A 19,386-nucleotide genomic window follows, 5' to 3' on the forward strand; every position below is an offset into this window, starting at 1 on the left:
TTAGCCCCCAAGTTTAGTTTTGTCGCGCACCGCGCCTTTATCTGCACTGGTGGCAAGGCTCGCGTAAGCACGCAGAGCGAAGGAGACTTCACGCTGGCGGTCTTTCGGCGTCCAGGCTTTGTCGCCGCGCGCTTCCTGCGCTTCACGACGCGCCGCAATTTCCTGATCGCTCAGCTTCAGCTGAATGCCGCGGTTCGGAATATCGATTTCAATCAGATCGCCATCTTCGATGATCGCGATATTGCCGCCGCTTGCCGCTTCCGGTGAAACGTGGCCGATGGAGAGGCCTGAGGTGCCGCCGGAGAAACGACCGTCGGTGATCAGCGCACAGGCTTTACCGAGTCCCATCGATTTCAGGAAGGTGGTTGGATAGAGCATCTCCTGCATACCCGGCCCGCCTTTCGGCCCTTCGTAGCGGATCACCACCACGTCGCCTTCCACCACTTTGCCGCCGAGAATGGCGTCTACCGCCTCGTCCTGGCTTTCATACACTTTTGCCGGACCGGTGAATTTCAGGATGCTGTCATCCACGCCAGCCGTTTTAACGATACAGCCGTTTTCCGCAAAGTTGCCGTACAGCACGGCCAGGCCGCCGTCTTTGCTGTAAGCGTATTCCAGAGAACGGATACAGCCTTCGGCGCGATCGTCATCCAGGGTGTCCCAGCGGCAATCCTGCGAGAATGCCTGCGTGGTACGAATCCCTGCCGGACCGGCGCGGAACATGTTTTTCACCGCATCGTCTTTGGTCAGCATGACATCGTATTTTTCCAGCGCCTGCGGCAGCGTCAGACCGAGCACGTTTTTCACGTCGCGGTTCAGCAGCCCGGCACGATCCAGCTCGCCGAGGATACCGATCACGCCACCCGCGCGGTGTACATCTTCCATGTGATATTTCTGGGTACTCGGCGCGACTTTGCACAGCTGTGGCACCTTGCGGGAGAGCTTGTCGATGTCACTCATGGTGAAGTCGATCTCCGCTTCCTGCGCGGCAGCCAGCAGGTGCAGAACGGTGTTAGTGGAGCCGCCCATGGCGATGTCCAGCGTCATGGCATTTTCAAACGCGGCCTTGCTGGCGATGTTACGCGGCAGCGCGCTTTCGTCGTCCTGCTCGTAGTAGCGTTTGGTCAGCTCAACGATGCGTTTACCGGCATTGAGGAACAGCTTTTTACGATCGGTATGGGTCGCCAGCAGCGAACCGTTGCCGGGCTGAGAGAGGCCCAGCGCTTCGGTCAGACAGTTCATGGAGTTGGCGGTGAACATACCGGAACAGGAGCCGCAGGTCGGGCACGCGGAGCGTTCCACCTGGTTGCTCTGCTCGTCAGAGACTTTCGGGTCCGCCCCCTGAATCATCGCATCAACGAGGTCGAGCTTGATGATTTTGTCGGACAGTTTGGTTTTACCCGCTTCCATTGGGCCACCGGAGACGAAGATCACCGGAATGTTCAGGCGCAGGGAAGCCATCAGCATCCCTGGGGTGATTTTGTCGCAGTTGGAGATACAGACCATCGCATCAGCACAGTGGGCATTCACCATGTACTCCACCGAGTCGGCGATCAGCTCGCGCGACGGCAGTGAATAGAGCATGCCCCCGTGACCCATCGCGATACCGTCATCCACCGCAATGGTGTTGAACTCTTTCGCCACACCGCCGGACGCTTCAATTTGTTCGGCAACCAGTTTACCGAGATCGCGCAGGTGCACGTGGCCCGGCACGAACTGGGTGAAAGAGTTCACCACGGCGATAATGGGCTTGCCGAAATCGGCGTCGGTCATCCCGGTGGCGCGCCACAGCGCGCGGGCACCCGCCATATTACGGCCGTGGGTGGTGGTGGCAGAACGATACTTAGGCATGCTTTATTTACTCCCGTCTGACTATTAAATGGGACGGTGCGTGCCGTCCCATAATTATTCTTAGTGATTAACCTGATCCAACCAGCCGTATTTATCTTCCGTTTCACCGGTAAAGAGGCCAAAGAAGGCTTGCTGAATACGTTTAGTCACCGGACCACAGCGGCCTTCGCCTACCTGGATTCCGTCGACACTGCGAACCGGCGTGATTTCGGCAGCCGTACCGGACATGAACACTTCATCCGCCAGGTACAGAGACTCGCGGGACAGAACCTGCTCACGCACTTCAATGCCCAGATCTTTCGCCAGCTTGATAATGGCGTCACGGGTGATCCCCGGCAGCGCGGAAGAGGTAAACGGCGGCGTGAACAGGATACCGTCTTTAACTTCAAACAGGTTTTCGCCTGCACCTTCAGAGATATAGCCATTCACGTCCAGCGCGATGCCTTCCTGATAACCATGACGACGCGCTTCGCTACCGACCAGCAATGAGGAAAGGTAGTTACCGCCTGCTTTTGCCGCAGTCGGAATGGTGTTTGGTGCCACGCGGTTCCAGGAAGAAACCATTGCGTCGATCCCCTGATCCAGCGCTTCTGCACCCAGGTAGGCACCCCACGGGAACGCGGCAATGATCACATCGGTGGTGTATCCGGCTGGCGGGTTAACGCCCATCCCCACGTCACCCACGAATACCAGCGGACGAATGTAGGCGCTGGTCAGGTTGTTCTTACGAATCACGTCGCGGCAGGCTTCCATCAGCTCATCCACGCTTTGAGAGACCGGGAAACGATAAATTTTGGCTGAATCATGCAGACGCTGCATGTGTTCGCGATGGCGGAACACCACTGGCCCTTTGTGAGAATCGTAGCAACGGATGCCTTCAAACACAGACGTACCGTAATGCAGCGCGTGGGACATGACGTGGACTTTCGCGTCCTCCCAGCGAACCATCTCACCATTGAACCAAATGTAATCAGCTTTTTTCGTCGTCATTTTTTCTTCCTGTCACGCTCAAGCGCGGATTTGTTGTGATGTGGTTGTGCTCTGGCAGATGGCAACGTGTGCCACATCGACCAGTTTCGTTAACTGACTAAACAGTAAGTCGACCGACCGCGGGCTGGCAACGGTCAATTCGATATTGATGTTCCGGGCGTCGGTGGCCGTCTCCATATTCATAGAGCAAATCTGAAAACCACGGTGACGCACCACACGCAAAACGCGTTCTAATGTCTCTGGATTGAAGCGAGCCTGCACGGCGACCTGATGTTGCATCATGATAATTTCTCCAGCATTTGTGAGTTACTGGCACCGGGCGGTACCAACGGCCAGACATTCTCAAGCTCGTCGATTGAGACATGAAGCAGGTAGGGCCCTTCGCTTGACAACATGGTGTCGAGTGCCGCTTCAACCTGGTCTTTACGGGTGATGTGCTGGCCTGGGATACCAAAGGCGCTGGCCAGCATGAGGAAATCGGGGTTATCGGTCAGGGTGGTTTCGCTGTAACGCTCCTGGAAGAACAACTGTTGCCACTGGCGAACCATCCCTAAACGCTGGTTATCGAGCAACACGATCTTCAGCGGTAACTGCTTGCGCTTTACGGTGCCCAGCTCCTGCACGTTCATCATGAAAGAGCCGTCACCGGAGATACAGATAACCGTATCGTTCGGTCGGGCAACCTGCGCGCCTACGGCAGCAGGCAGGCCGAAGCCCATCGTCCCTAAGCCACTGGAGGTGATGAAGTTTTCCGGGCGCGTGTAGGTCATGTGCTGGGCTGACCACATCTGATGCTGGCCCACATCCGTCGTCACCACGCTGTCTGCCGGTTTACGGTCGGACAACTGTTTCAACAGCAGCGGTGCGTAGATGGCCTCGCCGGGGTGATCGTAACGCCAGACGTGTTCAGCGCGCATGTCTGCGGTGTGTTGACACCATGCGTTGATATCCAGCGGCTGCTGTAACGCCGGTAACAGCGCGTTGAGATCGCCCTGCAGCGCAACATGCGCCTGACGCAGTTTGTTCATCTCCGCCGGGTCGATATCCATATGGATCACTTTGGCATTCGGCGCGAAGGTATTCAGCTTGCCGGTGACGCGGTCATCAAAACGGGCACCGACGGCGATGAGCAGGTCACACTCTTGCACCGCCAGGTTTGCCGCTTTGGTGCCGTGCATCCCTAACATGCCCAAATAGTATGGGTAGTCCGCGTCGACCGCGCCCAACCCTTTCAGCGTGCAGGTGGCGGGCATTTGCGTTACCGCGATAAATTCGCGCAGGGCTGGAACGGCCTGCGCCATACCAACGCCACCACCGACATACAGCATGGGTTGCTTTGCCTGCACCAGCATCTGGCGGGCCTCTTCCACTTCGGCGTGCGGGAAGACATCGTTATTTTCAACGGTGGAAAAATGCGGCTCCAGATCGCCCAGAGCAACCTGGATATCTTTCGGGATATCAACCAGAACCGGGCCAGGACGACCAGAATTAGCCACGTCGAACGCTTCTGCCATAATGCGCGGCAGCTCTTCCAGAGACTGAACAAGGAAGCTGTGTTTGGTACAGGCCAGCGACAAACCGAGTACGTCCACCTCCTGGAAGGCGTCGGTTCCGATGAACGGAGAAGCCACCTGACCGGTGATGGCGACAACGGGAACGGAATCGAGCAACGCATCCGCCAGACCGGTGATCAGGTTGGTTGCGCCCGGACCGGACGTTGCCATGCAGACGCCGGTTTTACCGGTGGCGCGCGCGTAACCAATGGCCGCCATTGCTGCGCCCTGCTCGTGTCGGCACAAGAGGTGTTCCACGCCGCCGTCATACAGTGCATCGTAAATCGGCATAATTGCGCCACCCGGATAACCGAATATTGTCTCGACTCCCTGCGCGCGCAACGCATGTACTACCCACTGTGCCCCATTCATAGTTAGTTCCCCGTCATAAATCGGGAGAAACAGAATTTTGTGCTAGTCGTCATTCTCTGCTCCTCATTTGCGTTTTTTAGTCATAAAAAAACCCCCGGACCTTTCGGTGCGGGGGTCTTAGTTCGTTAAGGCTTGATTTCTAAGCCTTTCCTCGTCCAAGTGCAGCCCCGCACGGTGGGATAATAATCACCACCACGCTAATCACGACCAGGCTAATCACTCGTAGAAGGGCTGTCATTTTCAGTTCTTTCTGCATCTTGTTCGAAGGAATACCTAAAGAGTTACCACAGTTATTTAAATAAACACAAGATTTATTTATGACTGATTTATATAGCCTGCAAAGCGTTTTCCTTAAAGCGATTGTTTTATATGAAAAAAATAGAAAATGAATTTTTTTCACTGTTTGTGATGCGCTTATACCCTCAAACCAGGCAATTTTCCGCTTCTGCGAGGGGGATTCCACGGCGTTGCAACATTTGCGATATGTCGCCAAAAATCAGGAACTGGCATCGTAAATCAGCAAAACGATGCTAAACAGGAAAACATGACGCTGGCATAGTCGGTCACTGAGGAGGTGCTTATGTCACTGTCAGTTGTTTATACGCGCGCGGCTATCGGAGTTAAGGCACCGCTTATTTCTGTTGAGGTTCATCTGAGTAATGGCCTTCCAGGTCTCACACTTGTCGGCTTACCAGAAACGACGGTAAAAGAGGCCAGAGACCGGGTTCGCAGCGCGATCATCAATAGCGGTTATACCTTCCCCGCGAAGAAGATCACTATCAATCTTGCACCTGCTGACCTGCCCAAAGAGGGAGGGCGATATGATTTACCTATCGCTATAGCGCTTCTCGCGGCCTCTGAGCAGCTCAATACGCCCAGGTTAGGCTCGTATGAGTTCGTCGGAGAACTGGCGCTTACAGGCTCGTTAAGAGGCGTTCCCGGTGCAATATCGGGGGCACTTGAAGCAATACGCGCCGGCCGACAAATCATTCTGGCCAATGAAAACGCATCAGAAGTGAGCCTCATAGCAGAAAAAGGGTGCCTGATAGCGGGGCATTTACAGGAGGTTTGCGCGTTTCTGGAGGGGCGTCATGAGCTGTCCGAACCGGAAGAGAGTGACAACGCGCTACCGGATGCACCGGAGGATCTCTGCGATATTATGGGTCAGGAGCAGGGGAAAAGGGCGCTGGAGATTACCGCTGCCGGTGGGCATAATCTTTTACTGATAGGTCCGCCGGGTACGGGTAAAACCATGCTGGCGAGCAGATTAACTGGTTTGCTTCCTCCACTCAGTAATCATGAAGCGCTGGAAAGTGCCGCTATTTTAAGCCTGGTCAGTTCTACGTCACTGCAAAAACACTGGCGGCGTCGCCCCTTCCGCTCGCCACACCACAGTGCTTCACTCACAGCGATGGTAGGGGGCGGGTCAATGCCGGGGCCTGGCGAGATCTCTCTGGCACACAATGGCATTCTGTTTCTCGATGAGCTGCCCGAGTTTGAGCGTCGCGTTCTGGATGCACTGAGGGAGCCCATTGAATCCGGTGAGATTCATATTTCCCGCACCCGAGCCAAAATTAGCTATCCGGCACGGTTTCAGCTCGTTGCTGCAATGAACCCTAGTCCCACAGGGCATTACCAGGGTAATCATAACCGTTGTACACCAGAGCAGACGCTGCGCTACCTGGGGAAGCTCTCAGGGCCTTTTCTTGACCGTTTCGATTTATCCCTTGAGATCCCTCTGCCGCCGCCAGGCCTGCTCAGACAGACCCGCATGAACGGTGAGAGCACAGCAGAAGTACGCGACCGGGTTATTGCCGCGCAGGCACGACAATATGCCCGCCAGAATAAACTCAATGCACGCCTTGATAACGCTGAAATTCGCCAGTTTTGCCACCTGACTGCTGAAGATGCTGGCTGGCTGGAGGAGACACTTTCTCGGTTTGGTCTTTCTATCCGTGCGTGGCAGCGTCTGTTGAAAGTGGCCAGAACGATCGCCGATGTGGGGGAAAGCCCTGATATTGAGAGGCGACATTTGCAGGAGGCGCTGAGCTATCGCGCAATAGATCGTTTGTTGCTGCATCTGCAAAAAATGCTGGCGTAAAAAAAGGGGCCGTAGCCCCTTTTTTCTTCATCTTAGTCATCAGACTCGGTGTAGTCTTCTGCACCTTCCATCTGCGGCTTACCGCCAGACAGCGTATGGAAACGCTTAGGACGCTTGATGCGAGCCATATACTTGATCCATACACGTTCTGCTTCAGACTGCGGCTCACGCTCACCACGGCAAACAGATACAAACTGTTTTTCGTCTTCCGTTGCTGGTTCACGTTTACCCAGATCCAGCTCGTTAAAGGCATAACCATGGCGCTCAAGCAGCTGCGCCTCTTTGATGGTGAAATCGCCGTGACGAGAGAACCCGCGCGGATAATGTTTATTGTCGAAAAAACGATTAGTCGTCGTAAAGCTTTCCGCCATCCTACACGCTCCTAATTCTTTGGCCGAGCTATTTATGGCGCGGAGTATTAGTTACGCTTGACAGAGTGTAAAACAAAACATTTAAATCATAACGACAAATAATTTTGCGGAGAAAGATGTGGATACGGAATTGCTAAAAACTTTCCTCGAAGTGAGCAGAACACGTCACTTTGGGCGAGCAGCGGAAGCCCTCTACCTGACGCAGTCAGCGGTCAGTTTTCGTATTCGACAGCTGGAAAATCAACTGGGTGTGAACCTTTTTACCCGCCACCGCAACAATATCCGTTTAACGCCAGCCGGTGAGAAACTATTGCCGTATGCAGAAACGTTGATGAACACCTGGCAGGCAGCCCGTAAGGAGGTTGCTCATACCTCCAGGCACAATGAGTTCTCCATTGGAGCCAGCGCATCCCTGTGGGAATGCATGCTTAGTCAGTGGCTTACCCGACTATACCGCTCGCATAGTCATCTGCAATTTGAGGCCAGAATTGCGCAACGTCAGTCGCTCGTTAAGCAACTGCATGAACGTCAACTGGATCTCCTGATCACGACTGAAGCCCCCAAGATGGACGAATTTAGCAGCCAGATTGTTGGGCAGTTTAGTCTTGCACTTTATGCCTCAACGCCCTCAATGATGAAGGCCGATCTAAACTATCTACGCCTGGAATGGGGACCGGATTTTCAGCAACATGAAGCAGGGTTGATTGCCAGCGATGACGTACCGCAATTAACCACAAGCTCTGCAGAGATCGCCTGTCAGCAACTGACCTTGTTGAAGGGTTGCACCTGGTTGCCTGTGCGTTGGGCAGATAATAAACCTGGCCTCCATACCGTCACCGATTCCACAACGCTTTCCAGACCGCTTTATGCGATTTGGCTACAGAACAGTGATAAGCAGTCGCAGATAAAAGATCTGTTAAAAATCAGCATACTGGATTAAAAGAATAAGCCTGTGGGGATGCAGGCTATCAGTTCAGAGTGGAGATTTTTGCTGTTGCAGGGGCAAAAAAAAATCCTTTGCCGAAGCAAAGGATTCTATATGGCAGGGGCGGAGAGACTCGAACTCGCGACACCCGGTTTTGGAGACCGGTGCTCTACCAACTGAGCTACGCCCCTAAATTTCTTGCCATTAAGCCTGCCGGGAAGGCAGGCTTAATGTCTTAATAAGTGGCGGAACGGACGGGACTCGAACCCGCGACCCCCTGCGTGACAGGCAGGTATTCTAACCGACTGAACTACCGCTCCACCGAAGACTGCTTGTAACCACCGGATTAATGCACCGGCTTACTACTAAATTTGATGCCTGGCAGTTCCCTACTCTCACATGGGGAGACCCCACACTACCATCGGCGCTACGGCGTTTCACTTCTGAGTTCGGCATGGGGTCAGGTGGGACCACCGCGCTACAGCCGCCAGGCAAATTCTGTTTAATCTGTATCAGGCTGAAAATCGTGTCTGTCTCTCACCGCCAAAACACCTTCGGCGTTGTAAGGTTAAGCCTCACGGTTCATTAGTATCGGTTAGCTCAACGCATCGCTGCGCTTACACACCCGACCTATCAACGTCGTCGTCTTCAACGTTCCTTCAGGACTCTCAAGGAGTCAGGGAGAACTCATCTCGGGGCAAGTTTCGTGCTTAGATGCTTTCAGCACTTATCTCTTCCGCATTTAGCTACCGGGCAGTGCCATTGGCATGACAACCCGAACACCAGTGATGCGTCCACTCCGGTCCTCTCGTACTAGGAGCAGCCCCCCTCAGTTCTCCAGCGCCCACGGCAGATAGGGACCGAACTGTCTCACGACGTTCTAAACCCAGCTCGCGTACCACTTTAAATGGCGAACAGCCATACCCTTGGGACCTACTTCAGCCCCAGGATGTGATGAGCCGACATCGAGGTGCCAAACACCGCCGTCGATATGAACTCTTGGGCGGTATCAGCCTGTTATCCCCGGAGTACCTTTTATCCGTTGAGCGATGGCCCTTCCATTCAGAACCACCGGATCACTATGACCTGCTTTCGCACCTGCTCGCGCCGTCACGCTCGCAGTCAAGCCAGCTTATGCCATTGCACTAACCTCCTGATGTCCGACCAGGATTAGCTGACCTTCGTGCTCCTCCGTTACTCTTTGGGAGGAGACCGCCCCAGTCAAACTACCCACCAGACACTGTCCGCAACCCGGATTACGGGTCCACGTTAGAACACCAGCCATTAAAGGGTGGTATTTCAAGGGCGGCTCCACGCAGACTGGCGTCCACGCTTCAAAGCCTCCCACCTATCCTACACATCAAGGACCAGTGTTCAGTGTCAAGCTATAGTAAAGGTTCACGGGGTCTTTCCGTCTTGCCGCGGGTACACTGCATCTTCACAGCGAGTTCAATTTCACTGAGTCTCGGGTGGAGACAGCCTGGCCATCATTACGCCATTCGTGCAGGTCGGAACTTACCCGACAAGGAATTTCGCTACCTTAGGACCGTTATAGTTACGGCCGCCGTTTACCGGGGCTTCGATCAAGAGCTTCGCGTTGCCGCTAACCCCATCAATTAACCTTCCGGCACCGGGCAGGCGTCACACCGTATACGTCCACTTTCGTGTTTGCACAGTGCTGTGTTTTTAATAAACAGTTGCAGCCAGCTGGTATCTTCGACTGATTTCAGCTCCACCCGCAGGGGCTTCACCTACATATCAGCGTGCCTTCTCCCGAAGTTACGGCACCATTTTGCCTAGTTCCTTCACCCGAGTTCTCTCAAGCGCCTTGGTATTCTCTACCTGACCACCTGTGTCGGTTTGGGGTACGATTTCGTGTTACCTGATGCTTAGAGGCTTTTCCTGGAAGCAGGGCATTTGTCACTTCAGCACCGTAGTGCCTCGTCATCACACCTCAGCGTTAAAAAGGTACCGGATTTACCTAGAACCTCCGCCTACATGCTTAAACCGGGACAACCGTCGCCCGGCCGACATAGCCTTCTCCGTCCCCCCTTCGCAGTAACACCAAGTACAGGAATATTAACCTGTTTCCCATCGACTACGCCTTTCGGCCTCGCCTTAGGGGTCGACTCACCCTGCCCCGATTAACGTTGGACAGGAACCCTTGGTCTTCCGGCGAGCGGGCTTTTCACCCGCTTTATCGTTACTTATGTCAGCATTCGCACTTCTGATACCTCCAGCAACCCTCACAGGCCACCTTCAACGGCTTACAGAACGCTCCCCTACCCAACAACACATAGTGTCGCTGCCGCAGCTTCGGTGCATGGTTTAGCCCCGTTACATCTTCCGCGCAGGCCGACTCGACCAGTGAGCTATTACGCTTTCTTTAAATGATGGCTGCTTCTAAGCCAACATCCTGGCTGTCTGTGCCTTCCCACATCGTTTCCCACTTAACCATGACTTTGGGACCTTAGCTGGCGGTCTGGGTTGTTTCCCTCTTCACGACGGACGTTAGCACCCGCCGTGTGTCTCCCGTGATAACATTCTCCGGTATTCGCAGTTTGCATCGGGTTGGTAAGCCGGGATGGCCCCCTAGCCGAAACAGTGCTCTACCCCCGAAGATGAGTTCACGAGGCGCTACCTAAATAGCTTTCGGGGAGAACCAGCTATCTCCCGGTTTGATTGGCCTTTCACCCCCAGCCACAGGTCATCCGCTAATTTTTCAACATTAGTCGGTTCGGTCCTCCAGTTAGTGTTACCCAACCTTCAACCTGCCCATGGCTAGATCACCGGGTTTCGGGTCTATACCCTGCAACTTAACGCCCAGTTAAGACTCGGTTTCCCTTCGGCTCCCCTATTCGGTTAACCTTGCTACAGAATATAAGTCGCTGACCCATTATACAAAAGGTACGCAGTCACCTAACAAGTAGGCTCCCACTGCTTGTACGTACACGGTTTCAGGTTCTTTTTCACTCCCCTCGCCGGGGTTCTTTTCGCCTTTCCCTCACGGTACTGGTTCACTATCGGTCAGTCAGGAGTATTTAGCCTTGGAGGATGGTCCCCCCATATTCAGACAGGATACCACGTGTCCCGCCCTACTCTTCGAGTTCACAGCATGTGTGCTTTCGTGTACGGGACTATCACCCTGTACCGTCGGACTTTCCAGACCGTTCCACTAACACACACACTGATTCAGACTCCGGGCTGCTCCCCGTTCGCTCGCCGCTACTGGGGGAATCTCGGTTGATTTCTTTTCCTCGGGGTACTTAGATGTTTCAGTTCCCCCGGTTCGCTTCACAGCACTATGTATTCATGCTGTGATGATGCACCGTAGTGCACCGGGTTTCCCCATTCGGACATCGCCGGGTCAAGGGTTCATATCACCTCGCCGGCGCTTTTCGCAGATTAGCACGTCCTTCATCGCCTCTGACTGCCAGGGCATCCACCGTGTACGCTTAGTCGCTTAACCTCACAACCCGAAGATGTTTCACTTCTGATTGCGAAAATTTGAGAGACTCGAACACACCATTAAGATGTGTCGTTTCAATTTTCAGCTTGATCCAGATTTTTAAAGAGCAAAACTTCGCAGTGCACCTTTTCAGGTTCACTCTGAAGTTTTCTTGTGTTCGCAGTAAAAGATGGTGGAGCTATGCGGGATCGAACCGCAGACCTCCTGCGTGCAAAGCAGGCGCTCTCCCAGCTGAGCTATAGCCCCATCGTTTTGCCAATCTCTGTACCGGTAATTTTTCCTGAGACAAGGCGTGGTAACGCGAAGCATACATCAGTATGTGAGCGTTGCCGCAACGCAGTATCAGGGAAAATTTGGTAGGCCTGAGTGGACTTGAACCACCGACCTCACCCTTATCAGGGGTGCGCTCTAACCACCTGAGCTACAAGCCTGCAGAGATTTTTACTGCTAATTTCATCAGACAATCTGTGTGGACACTACAAAGGCAGGTTCTTTAAGGTAAGGAGGTGATCCAACCGCAGGTTCCCCTACGGTTACCTTGTTACGACTTCACCCCAGTCATGAATCACAAAGTGGTAAGCGCCCTCCCGAAGGTTAAGCTACCTACTTCTTTTGCAACCCACTCCCATGGTGTGACGGGCGGTGTGTACAAGGCCCGGGAACGTATTCACCGTGGCATTCTGATCCACGATTACTAGCGATTCCGACTTCATGGAGTCGAGTTGCAGACTCCAATCCGGACTACGACGCACTTTATGAGGTCCGCTTGCTCTCGCGAGGTCGCTTCTCTTTGTATGCGCCATTGTAGCACGTGTGTAGCCCTACTCGTAAGGGCCATGATGACTTGACGTCATCCCCACCTTCCTCCAGTTTATCACTGGCAGTCTCCTTTGAGTTCCCGGCCTAACCGCTGGCAACAAAGGATAAGGGTTGCGCTCGTTGCGGGACTTAACCCAACATTTCACAACACGAGCTGACGACAGCCATGCAGCACCTGTCTCAGAGTTCCCGAAGGCACCAAAGCATCTCTGCTAAGTTCTCTGGATGTCAAGAGTAGGTAAGGTTCTTCGCGTTGCATCGAATTAAACCACATGCTCCACCGCTTGTGCGGGCCCCCGTCAATTCATTTGAGTTTTAACCTTGCGGCCGTACTCCCCAGGCGGTCGACTTAACGCGTTAGCTCCGGAAGCCACGCCTCAAGGGCACAACCTCCAAGTCGACATCGTTTACGGCGTGGACTACCAGGGTATCTAATCCTGTTTGCTCCCCACGCTTTCGCACCTGAGCGTCAGTCTTTGTCCAGGGGGCCGCCTTCGCCACCGGTATTCCTCCAGATCTCTACGCATTTCACCGCTACACCTGGAATTCTACCCCCCTCTACAAGACTCCAGCCTGCCAGTTTCGAATGCAGTTCCCAGGTTGAGCCCGGGGATTTCACATCCGACTTGACAGACCGCCTGCGTGCGCTTTACGCCCAGTAATTCCGATTAACGCTTGCACCCTCCGTATTACCGCGGCTGCTGGCACGGAGTTAGCCGGTGCTTCTTCTGCGGGTAACGTCAATTGCTGCGGTTATTAACCACAACACCTTCCTCCCCGCTGAAAGTACTTTACAACCCGAAGGCCTTCTTCATACACGCGGCATGGCTGCATCAGGCTTGCGCCCATTGTGCAATATTCCCCACTGCTGCCTCCCGTAGGAGTCTGGACCGTGTCTCAGTTCCAGTGTGGCTGGTCATCCTCTCAGACCAGCTAGGGATCGTCGCCTAGGTGAGCCGTTACCCCACCTACCAGCTAATCCCATCTGGGCACATCTGATGGCAAGAGGCCCGAAGGTCCCCCTCTTTGGTCTTGCGACATTATGCGGTATTAGCTACCGTTTCCAGTAGTTATCCCCCTCCATCAGGCAGTTTCCCAGACATTACTCACCCGTCCGCCGCTCGCCGGCAAAGTAGCAAGCTACTTCCCGCTGCCGCTCGACTTGCATGTGTTAGGCCTGCCGCCAGCGTTCAATCTGAGCCATGATCAAACTCTTCAATTTAAGTTTGATGCTCGTGAATTAAACTTCGTAATGAATTACGTATGTTCACTCAGAGACTTGGTATTCATTTTTCGTCTTGCGACGTTAAGAATCCATGTCACTTTGAGTGCCCACACAGATTGTCTGATAAATTGTTAAAGAGCAGTTGCAACGCGGCTTTCAGCTCACCGTTGCGAGGTCCCGTATATTACGTTTTCCTCATTCAGAGTCAAGTGATTATTTTCACTTTTCTCTGTTGGCGTTCATCTCTGAACCCCGCTAACCCGGCGGCCTGTAAGCCGTTGTTCCGTGTCAGTGGAGGCGCATTATAGGGAGTTCTCAGACGTTGACAACCCCTCTTTTAAAAAAAACGTTCAACCGTCTCTTTTTTGCTCAAAACCGTGTTACAGCGCCAGTTTTTCGAGCGTTTCAAACCCATAACGACGTAAAACGGGTAAAAGTTGCTCAGTTTCTTTTGTGACGGCCATACAAAAAGCGATATTTGCATCGGCAGATTTTGCATCCGGCGCTTCATGTTCCAGCAGCCAGGCCGTGCGACGCGCAATAGCAGCACCAGAATCCACCAGCCGCGTGCCCTCCGGCAGAACGTTTAACAGTTCTTCCTGTAAGAGCGGGAAGTGGGTACAGCCCAGCACGACGGTATCCGGCGGTTCCGGCATCCGCAGCCACGGACGCAAAATACGGCGCAGCTCGTCGAGTGAAACGGATTTTCCATGCAGCTTCGCTTCCGCCATTTCAACCAGCTCCGCCGAACCCAGCATCGCAATCTGACACTCGTTGGCAAAGCGGTCGATAAGCTCACGTGTATAAGGACGTTTCACCGTACCACGCGTTGCCAGCAAACCGACAATACCGTTCGCCGTCAGGCGCGCAGCAGGTTTGATAGCAGGCACCACGCCGACAACAGGAAACTGGAACTTTTCGCGCAACGCAGGAAGGGATACCGTACTAGCCGTATTGCAGGCAATAACCGCCAGCGCCAGGGGATAACGCTGTTGTACCGCGGTGACGATTTCAACCACACGCTCAACAATAAAGTCTTCACTCTTCTCCCCATAGGGGAAAGCGACGTTATCGAAAGCGTAAATGTAATGGAGATCCGGCAGGAGATGCCGAATCTCATCATAGACCGAAAGCCCACCGACGCCGGAATCAAACACCAGCACGGTGGGACGCGGTTCAGAAGGTGTAGCTGCCAGACAAGGTGTATTCCCGTCCTGCAGTTTGGTAGCCATAAACTGTCTCGTAATCTTTATCGAACAGGTTGGCTATTTTACCACGAACTGTCAGATGTGAGGTGACCGGATATGAAACGGCGACATCCCACAGGCTAACACCGCCCATTTTAACTTCACGCGTCGGATAACCGCTAAAGTCATCATCGTAGCGCGTTCCCAGATAGCGGTAAGCAAGATTCCAGTCAACGTCCCAGGTCTGCCAGTCAAGCTGGTATTTCACCTGCTGTTTAGAGCGACGCTTGAGCACTTCGTTGGTTTTCGCATTACGCGGGTCGACGTAATCATAGGAAATCTGATGCGCCACCGGGCCGGTATCAAACTGCGCTGTTGCTTCGATCCCTTCGATACGTGCTTTGTTCACGTTGTAAGGACGGTTCATCGCGTCATAGCCAATCAGGTTGTCGACATCATTACGATAAGCGCTAATGCGCCAGTTAACCGGCCCCGTTAGCCCTTCAAAGCCACCTTCCCACTGCTTACTCTCTTCAGGTTTGAGATCCGGGTTGCCATATTTCGCGCTATGGATCTGGCTCATTGTTGGCGCTTTATAGGCCGTACCGTAGGAGGCAATGAAGCGATACCCCTCAACAAACTCCCACGCGGCGCTGGTTTGCCAGGTGCTATGATTGCCGAAGTTAGAGTTGTCATCATTACGGGCAGCAGCTTCCAGGGTCACGCTATTGAACTGCTGCATACCGGAGAGGAAAACGCCGGTATTGTGCTGCTCGTATCCTTTCTCAAGAAGCCCCGTCCCCGCCTGCGTTCTTTGCTTCTGCCAGTCCAGACCCGCACCAATATTACCGTGCCCAACCGTCACATTATTCATCCACTGGGCGGTATATTGCTTCACATCATCCATGGTGGAGGATGCAGCATAACGCCCTTTGCTCGGATCATAGTTCAGGTCTTTGCTACGACCATAACCCGCTACCAGTTGAGATTGATAAATTCCCTGGCTATAACGCAGCCCGGTGTCCCAGTTCTGGCTATACAGCTGGCGCGTGTCCGGCCTGCCCGTTATCGCGGTGTAGTCATCATTGTAAGCGTCGTAGCCGTCATACGCCGTGCGGTTATCGTAACCAAAGCCACGGAAGAACCCGCTTACACTGTCGGTAATCTGCTGTTCCACTGAGCCATACAGTGACTTACTCATAAAACCGTCACGGTCAGGCTGGCGCGGCGCATCATTCGCACCAATATCAAAACCACGGGTATAGGTATAGTTACCTGCCATGGTGATTTTGGTTTTATCGAGCACTTGCTGGAAAGAACCATCGTAAGTTTGATAGCCCTTAGAACCCACTCCCGCAGAAATTTCCGCCCCCGGCTTATCGCGCCCGGTGATGATGTTAATCACGCCACCAATCGCATCAGAACCGTACAGTGCCGAACGCGGGCCACGAATATACTCAATACGCTGGATCAGCGAGACCGGAATTTGGCTCAGATCGGGCACATTGCTAATCCCGGCGTTGTTCAGAGGAATACCATCAATCAACACCAGAACGTGGCGGGATTCGGTCCCACGAATATAGGTAGAAGAGGTCGCCCCAAGCCCACCGCTTTGTGCGATATCGACTCCCGGCAGACGTGACATTACCTCCACCACGCTTTTTGCCTGCCAGCGTTCGATATCTTCATGCGTTACGACAGAAGTCGGAGCCAGAACGGTTTTTGCGGGTTGTTCAAAACGGTTTGCTGTCACCACCAACGAGTCAGCGCTATCCTGCGCCCAGCCCGAAAATGCCGTGACGGACAGCGCCGTCAACAGCGATACTTTTTTAATCATTGTTAAAGCATCCACAATATAAGAAGGATGCCGCAGGCCTCATCGATAGCACGCGATGATGAAACCAATTGCGACGTGATCCCGGCAGGTCTTCGGGCTGGGTGGCGTTATACGGATGAAGACTTCCCATTTTCACAGTGTCTACAACTCTCATCCCGCCAGTCTTTACCGCTGCGCGTCAGCTCCAGATTTACACTGGATTCCCTTTTCACTCTCAGGAGACCGGAAACAGAATGCTACAATTAGACACGTATAGATGTCCAGACAGCTATTGGCCATAAAATCTGGACATCCCCTGAACAATGCCTACAATCCCCGCGTAATTCTTTATCACTCAGGACGCATCATGACCCCAGAACACCTCCCGACAGAACAGTACGACGCACAGCTGGCAGAGAAAGTTGTCCGCCTGCAAAGTATGATGACGCCTTTCAACGCGCCCGTTCCCGAGGTGTTCCGCTCCCCTGTCAGCCATTACCGTATGCGCGCTGAGTTTCGCATCTGGCACGATGGCGATGACCTCTACCACATCATTTTCGATCAGCAGACGAAATCCCGTATTCGCGTGGACAGCTTCCCGGCGGCGAGTGAGCTCATCAACCAGCTGATGACGCTAATGATTGACGGCGTGCGCAACAACCCAGTGCTGCGCCACAAGCTGTTCCAGATAGACTACCTGACGACCCAAAGCAATCAGGCCATTGTCTCCCTGCTGTATCACAAAGCCCTGAATGACGAGTGGCGCGAGCAGGCAGAAGCGCTGCGCGATGCGCTGCGTGCGCAGAACATCAACGTTCATCTCATTGGCCGCGCGACAAAAACCAAAATCATGCTGGATCAGGATTACGTCGACGAGCGTCTGCCAGTGGCGGGTAAAGAGATGGTTTATCGTCAGGTAGAGAACAGCTTCACCCAACCGAACGCGGCAATGAACGTGCAGATGCTGGAGTGGGCGCTGAAGGCGACGGAAGGATCTAAAGGCGATCTGCTTGAGCTGTACTGCGGTAACGGCAACTTCTCGCTGGCGCTGGCACGCAATTTTGAGCGCGTGCTGGCAACGGAAATCGCCAAGCCGTCGGTGGCTGCCGCGCAGTACAACATCGCCGCGAACCATATCGATAACGTGCAGATCATTCGCATGGCCGCAGAAGAGTTCACGCAGGCCATGAACGGCGTGCGCGAGTTTAACCGCCTGCAGGGAATCGATCTGAAGAGTTACCAGTGCGAGACGATTTTTGTCGACCCACCGCGCAGCGGCCTGGACAGCGAAACCGAGAAAATGGTGCAGGCGTACCCGCGCATTTTGTACATCTCCTGTAACCCGGAGACACTGTGCAAGAACCTGGAAACATTAAGCCAGACGCACAAGGTTGAACGTCTGGCACTGTTCGATCAGTTCCCGTATACGCACCATATGGAGTGCGGTGTCCTGCTCACGGCAAAGTAATGTGAATCCTGTAGGGCAGGTAAGCGAAGCGCTACCTGCCAAAAAAGCCGGATGGCGCTTCGCTTATCCGGCCTACAATGACAAAACCCTTTACTCCGGCAACTGGCTCTTACGGCTACGCATACGCGAGCCAATCCAGAACACCAGCGCCACAGAGAGCACCGCAGGCAGGAAGTTAGAGCCGATATCCGGATACTCCGCGCGCACCACCGTGCTATACAGCAATACGCCCAGAATAAAGCTGGCAGCGGCCAGTCCCGGCAATCCCACAGGCATCGTGCGGTTCAGGTAACGTTGATGCAGGCAGTAAACCGTCAGCACCAGCGCAATTATCGGGAAAATCGAAAACGGAACAATTGAGCTAAAAATAGCGGCAAACGTACCATTAATGGATAAGCCAGCGATCAATGCCAGCAACAGCGTCCCTTTATCCTGACCTGACTGTTTCATTACTCACCTTCACTCTTCGGTTTGATGTGCCAGTTTCTCTTGTTCACGGCGATACCAGTAGTACGCACCTTTGGAAATCATCCGCAGCTGCAATACCAGTCGCTCTTCGAGTTGCTTGCGTTGCTCAACGCTGACATCCAGTGCTTCGGCACCCGCACTGAAGACAATCGTCACCATCGCTTCGGCCTGTGCTTCCGTAAAAGCACGCGGCATATGGTTTTCGAGTTCCAGATAGTCGGCAAGTTCCGCGATGAAATGTTGAATTTCACGCGCGACCGCAGCACGAAACGCGGCAGAGGTTCCGGAGCGCTCGCGCAGCAGCAGGCGAAATGCATTAGGGTTATTGCCGATAAATTCCATAAAAGTCGACACCGACGTGCGGATCACGCTGCCGCCTTTGGCAATGCGCTGGCGCGCCTGGCGCATAAGCTGGCGCAGCATCAGCCCACTTTCATCGACCATGGTCAGGCCCAGTTCATCCACATCACGGAAGTGACGATAGAAGGACGTTGGCGCAATCCCGGCCTCACGCGCCACTTCGCGCAGGCTCAAACTGGCAAAACTTCGCTCGGCACTCAGTTGACTGAATGCCGCTTCCACCAGCGAACGCCGGGTTTTCTCTTTTTGTTGTGCTCTAACGCCCATCACGATAGTTGAATCCTTCCAAAGGCCTGCAGGCACTATACCAGAGAATAAAATTAATCTGTTTGGTTAGCTTTGTGAATGATTGTTTACGCGCGGTTTGTGCTCCACTGCCCGAAAAAAGCACAACGATAATTGGGATACTTC

At 53.7% G+C, this 19,386-nt stretch carries 14 protein-coding genes, 4 tRNA genes, 3 rRNA genes and 1 riboswitch; of the genes, 3 read left to right on the plus strand and 18 right to left on the minus strand.

All coding sequences use genetic code 11. The features are described from left to right. The 6 genes from ilvD to ilvL all read right to left on the minus strand — a co-directional run bounded on the left by ilvD (position 1) and on the right by ilvL (position 5,004). Positions 1-1,851 carry a dihydroxy-acid dehydratase gene (gene ilvD, locus ABGB15_RS20675; protein WP_152082936.1) on the minus strand — a complete coding sequence of 617 codons (1,851 nt, stop codon included), beginning with the start codon at positions 1,849-1,851 and terminating at the stop codon, positions 1-3. Between the two features lie 60 nt (positions 1,852-1,911). Next, the gene (ilvE, locus tag ABGB15_RS20680) at positions 1,912-2,841 is read right to left on the minus strand and encodes a branched-chain-amino-acid transaminase (protein WP_215723854.1); all 930 of its coding nucleotides are present in this window, start codon (positions 2,839-2,841) and stop codon (positions 1,912-1,914) included. A gap of 18 nt (positions 2,842-2,859) precedes the next feature. Further along, complete coding sequence (gene ilvM, locus ABGB15_RS20685) at positions 2,860-3,123, minus strand: acetolactate synthase 2 small subunit (RefSeq protein ID WP_152082934.1); 264 nt, start codon at positions 3,121-3,123, stop codon at positions 2,860-2,862. After that, positions 3,120-4,766 carry an acetolactate synthase 2 catalytic subunit gene (ilvG, locus tag ABGB15_RS20690; protein ID WP_215723855.1) on the minus strand — a complete coding sequence of 549 codons (1,647 nt, stop codon included), beginning with the start codon at positions 4,764-4,766 and terminating at the stop codon, positions 3,120-3,122. The genes ilvM and ilvG overlap by 4 nt, the downstream gene beginning before the upstream one ends. A 2-nt stretch (positions 4,767-4,768) precedes the next feature. Continuing rightward, positions 4,769-4,819 carry a peptide IlvX gene (ilvX, locus tag ABGB15_RS20695; RefSeq protein ID WP_166792073.1) on the minus strand — a complete coding sequence of 17 codons (51 nt, stop codon included), beginning with the start codon at positions 4,817-4,819 and terminating at the stop codon, positions 4,769-4,771. 86 nt (positions 4,820-4,905) lie between these two features. Continuing rightward, the gene (ilvL, locus tag ABGB15_RS20700) at positions 4,906-5,004 is read right to left on the minus strand and encodes an ilv operon leader peptide (RefSeq protein WP_001311244.1); all 99 of its coding nucleotides are present in this window, start codon (positions 5,002-5,004) and stop codon (positions 4,906-4,908) included. Between the two features lie 342 nt (positions 5,005-5,346). Between ilvL and ABGB15_RS20705 the strand changes: the two genes are divergently transcribed. Then, positions 5,347-6,867 (plus strand): YifB family Mg chelatase-like AAA ATPase, encoded by a 1,521-nt coding sequence (locus tag ABGB15_RS20705; protein ID WP_215723856.1) that lies wholly within the window; start codon positions 5,347-5,349, stop codon positions 6,865-6,867. Between the two features lie 32 nt (positions 6,868-6,899). Here the strand turns inward: ABGB15_RS20705 and ABGB15_RS20710 are convergent, their stop codons facing one another. Then, complete coding sequence (locus ABGB15_RS20710) at positions 6,900-7,238, minus strand: DUF413 domain-containing protein (RefSeq protein WP_008501577.1); 339 nt, start codon at positions 7,236-7,238, stop codon at positions 6,900-6,902. 118 nt (positions 7,239-7,356) lie between these two features. Here ABGB15_RS20710 and hdfR point away from each other — a divergent pair, with 118 nt between their 5' ends. Further along, the gene (gene hdfR, locus ABGB15_RS20715; RefSeq protein ID WP_152082931.1) at positions 7,357-8,178 is read left to right on the plus strand and encodes an HTH-type transcriptional regulator HdfR; all 822 of its coding nucleotides are present in this window, start codon (positions 7,357-7,359) and stop codon (positions 8,176-8,178) included. Positions 8,179-8,278: 100 nt separating this feature from the next. Here hdfR and ABGB15_RS20720 read toward each other — a convergent pair. From ABGB15_RS20720 to btuB, 9 genes are all read right to left on the minus strand, one after another. Beyond that, positions 8,279-8,354: transfer RNA gene (locus ABGB15_RS20720), tRNA-Trp, on the minus strand. A gap of 52 nt (positions 8,355-8,406) precedes the next feature. Beyond that, positions 8,407-8,483 (minus strand) — tRNA-Asp (locus ABGB15_RS20725). Positions 8,484-8,539: 56 nt separating this feature from the next. Next, positions 8,540-8,655, minus strand: a 5S ribosomal RNA gene (gene rrf / locus ABGB15_RS20730). 72 nt (positions 8,656-8,727) lie between these two features. Then, positions 8,728-11,632 (minus strand): 23S ribosomal RNA (locus ABGB15_RS20735). Between the two features lie 170 nt (positions 11,633-11,802). Then, positions 11,803-11,878 (minus strand) — tRNA-Ala (locus ABGB15_RS20740). A gap of 108 nt (positions 11,879-11,986) precedes the next feature. Beyond that, positions 11,987-12,063, minus strand: a tRNA-Ile gene (locus ABGB15_RS20745). Positions 12,064-12,131: 68 nt separating this feature from the next. Next, positions 12,132-13,673, minus strand: a 16S ribosomal RNA gene (locus ABGB15_RS20750). Together the 16S, 23S and 5S rRNA genes with 4 tRNA genes alongside form the textbook arrangement of a ribosomal RNA operon. A 383-nt stretch (positions 13,674-14,056) precedes the next feature. Then, positions 14,057-14,908: a glutamate racemase gene (murI, locus tag ABGB15_RS20755; RefSeq protein WP_152082930.1), complete on the minus strand. Its 852-nt coding sequence runs from the start codon at positions 14,906-14,908 to the stop codon at positions 14,057-14,059. After that, a complete protein-coding gene (btuB, locus tag ABGB15_RS20760) occupies positions 14,853-16,700 on the minus strand; it encodes a TonB-dependent vitamin B12 receptor BtuB (protein WP_215723735.1) in 1,848 nt (615 codons plus the stop codon). The genes murI and btuB overlap by 56 nt, the downstream gene beginning before the upstream one ends. Before the next feature lie 65 nt (positions 16,701-16,765). Continuing rightward, positions 16,766-16,942: riboswitch (cobalamin riboswitch) on the minus strand. 104 nt (positions 16,943-17,046) lie between these two features. Here btuB and trmA point away from each other — a divergent pair. Continuing rightward, positions 17,047-18,147, plus strand: coding sequence for a tRNA (uridine(54)-C5)-methyltransferase TrmA (trmA, locus tag ABGB15_RS20765; protein ID WP_215723736.1), 1,101 nt, complete (start codon positions 17,047-17,049; stop codon positions 18,145-18,147). A 90-nt stretch (positions 18,148-18,237) separates the two neighbouring features. On the opposite strand, the gene ABGB15_RS20770 is transcribed toward trmA, so the two are convergent. Together ABGB15_RS20770 and fabR are read right to left on the minus strand one after the other, a co-directional pair. Further along, positions 18,238-18,597 carry a YijD family membrane protein gene (locus tag ABGB15_RS20770; RefSeq protein WP_152082927.1) on the minus strand — a complete coding sequence of 120 codons (360 nt, stop codon included), beginning with the start codon at positions 18,595-18,597 and terminating at the stop codon, positions 18,238-18,240. A gap of 9 nt (positions 18,598-18,606) precedes the next feature. After that, entirely contained in the window at positions 18,607-19,245 is a 639-nt protein-coding gene (gene fabR, locus ABGB15_RS20775; protein WP_152082926.1) for an HTH-type transcriptional repressor FabR, read from the minus strand. Positions 19,246-19,386: the final 141 nt, after the last annotated feature.

The organism is Enterobacter sp. MALB-1 (genome assembly GCF_041021625.1).
GTDB lineage: Bacteria > Pseudomonadota > Gammaproteobacteria > Enterobacterales > Enterobacteriaceae > Enterobacter > Enterobacter oligotrophicus.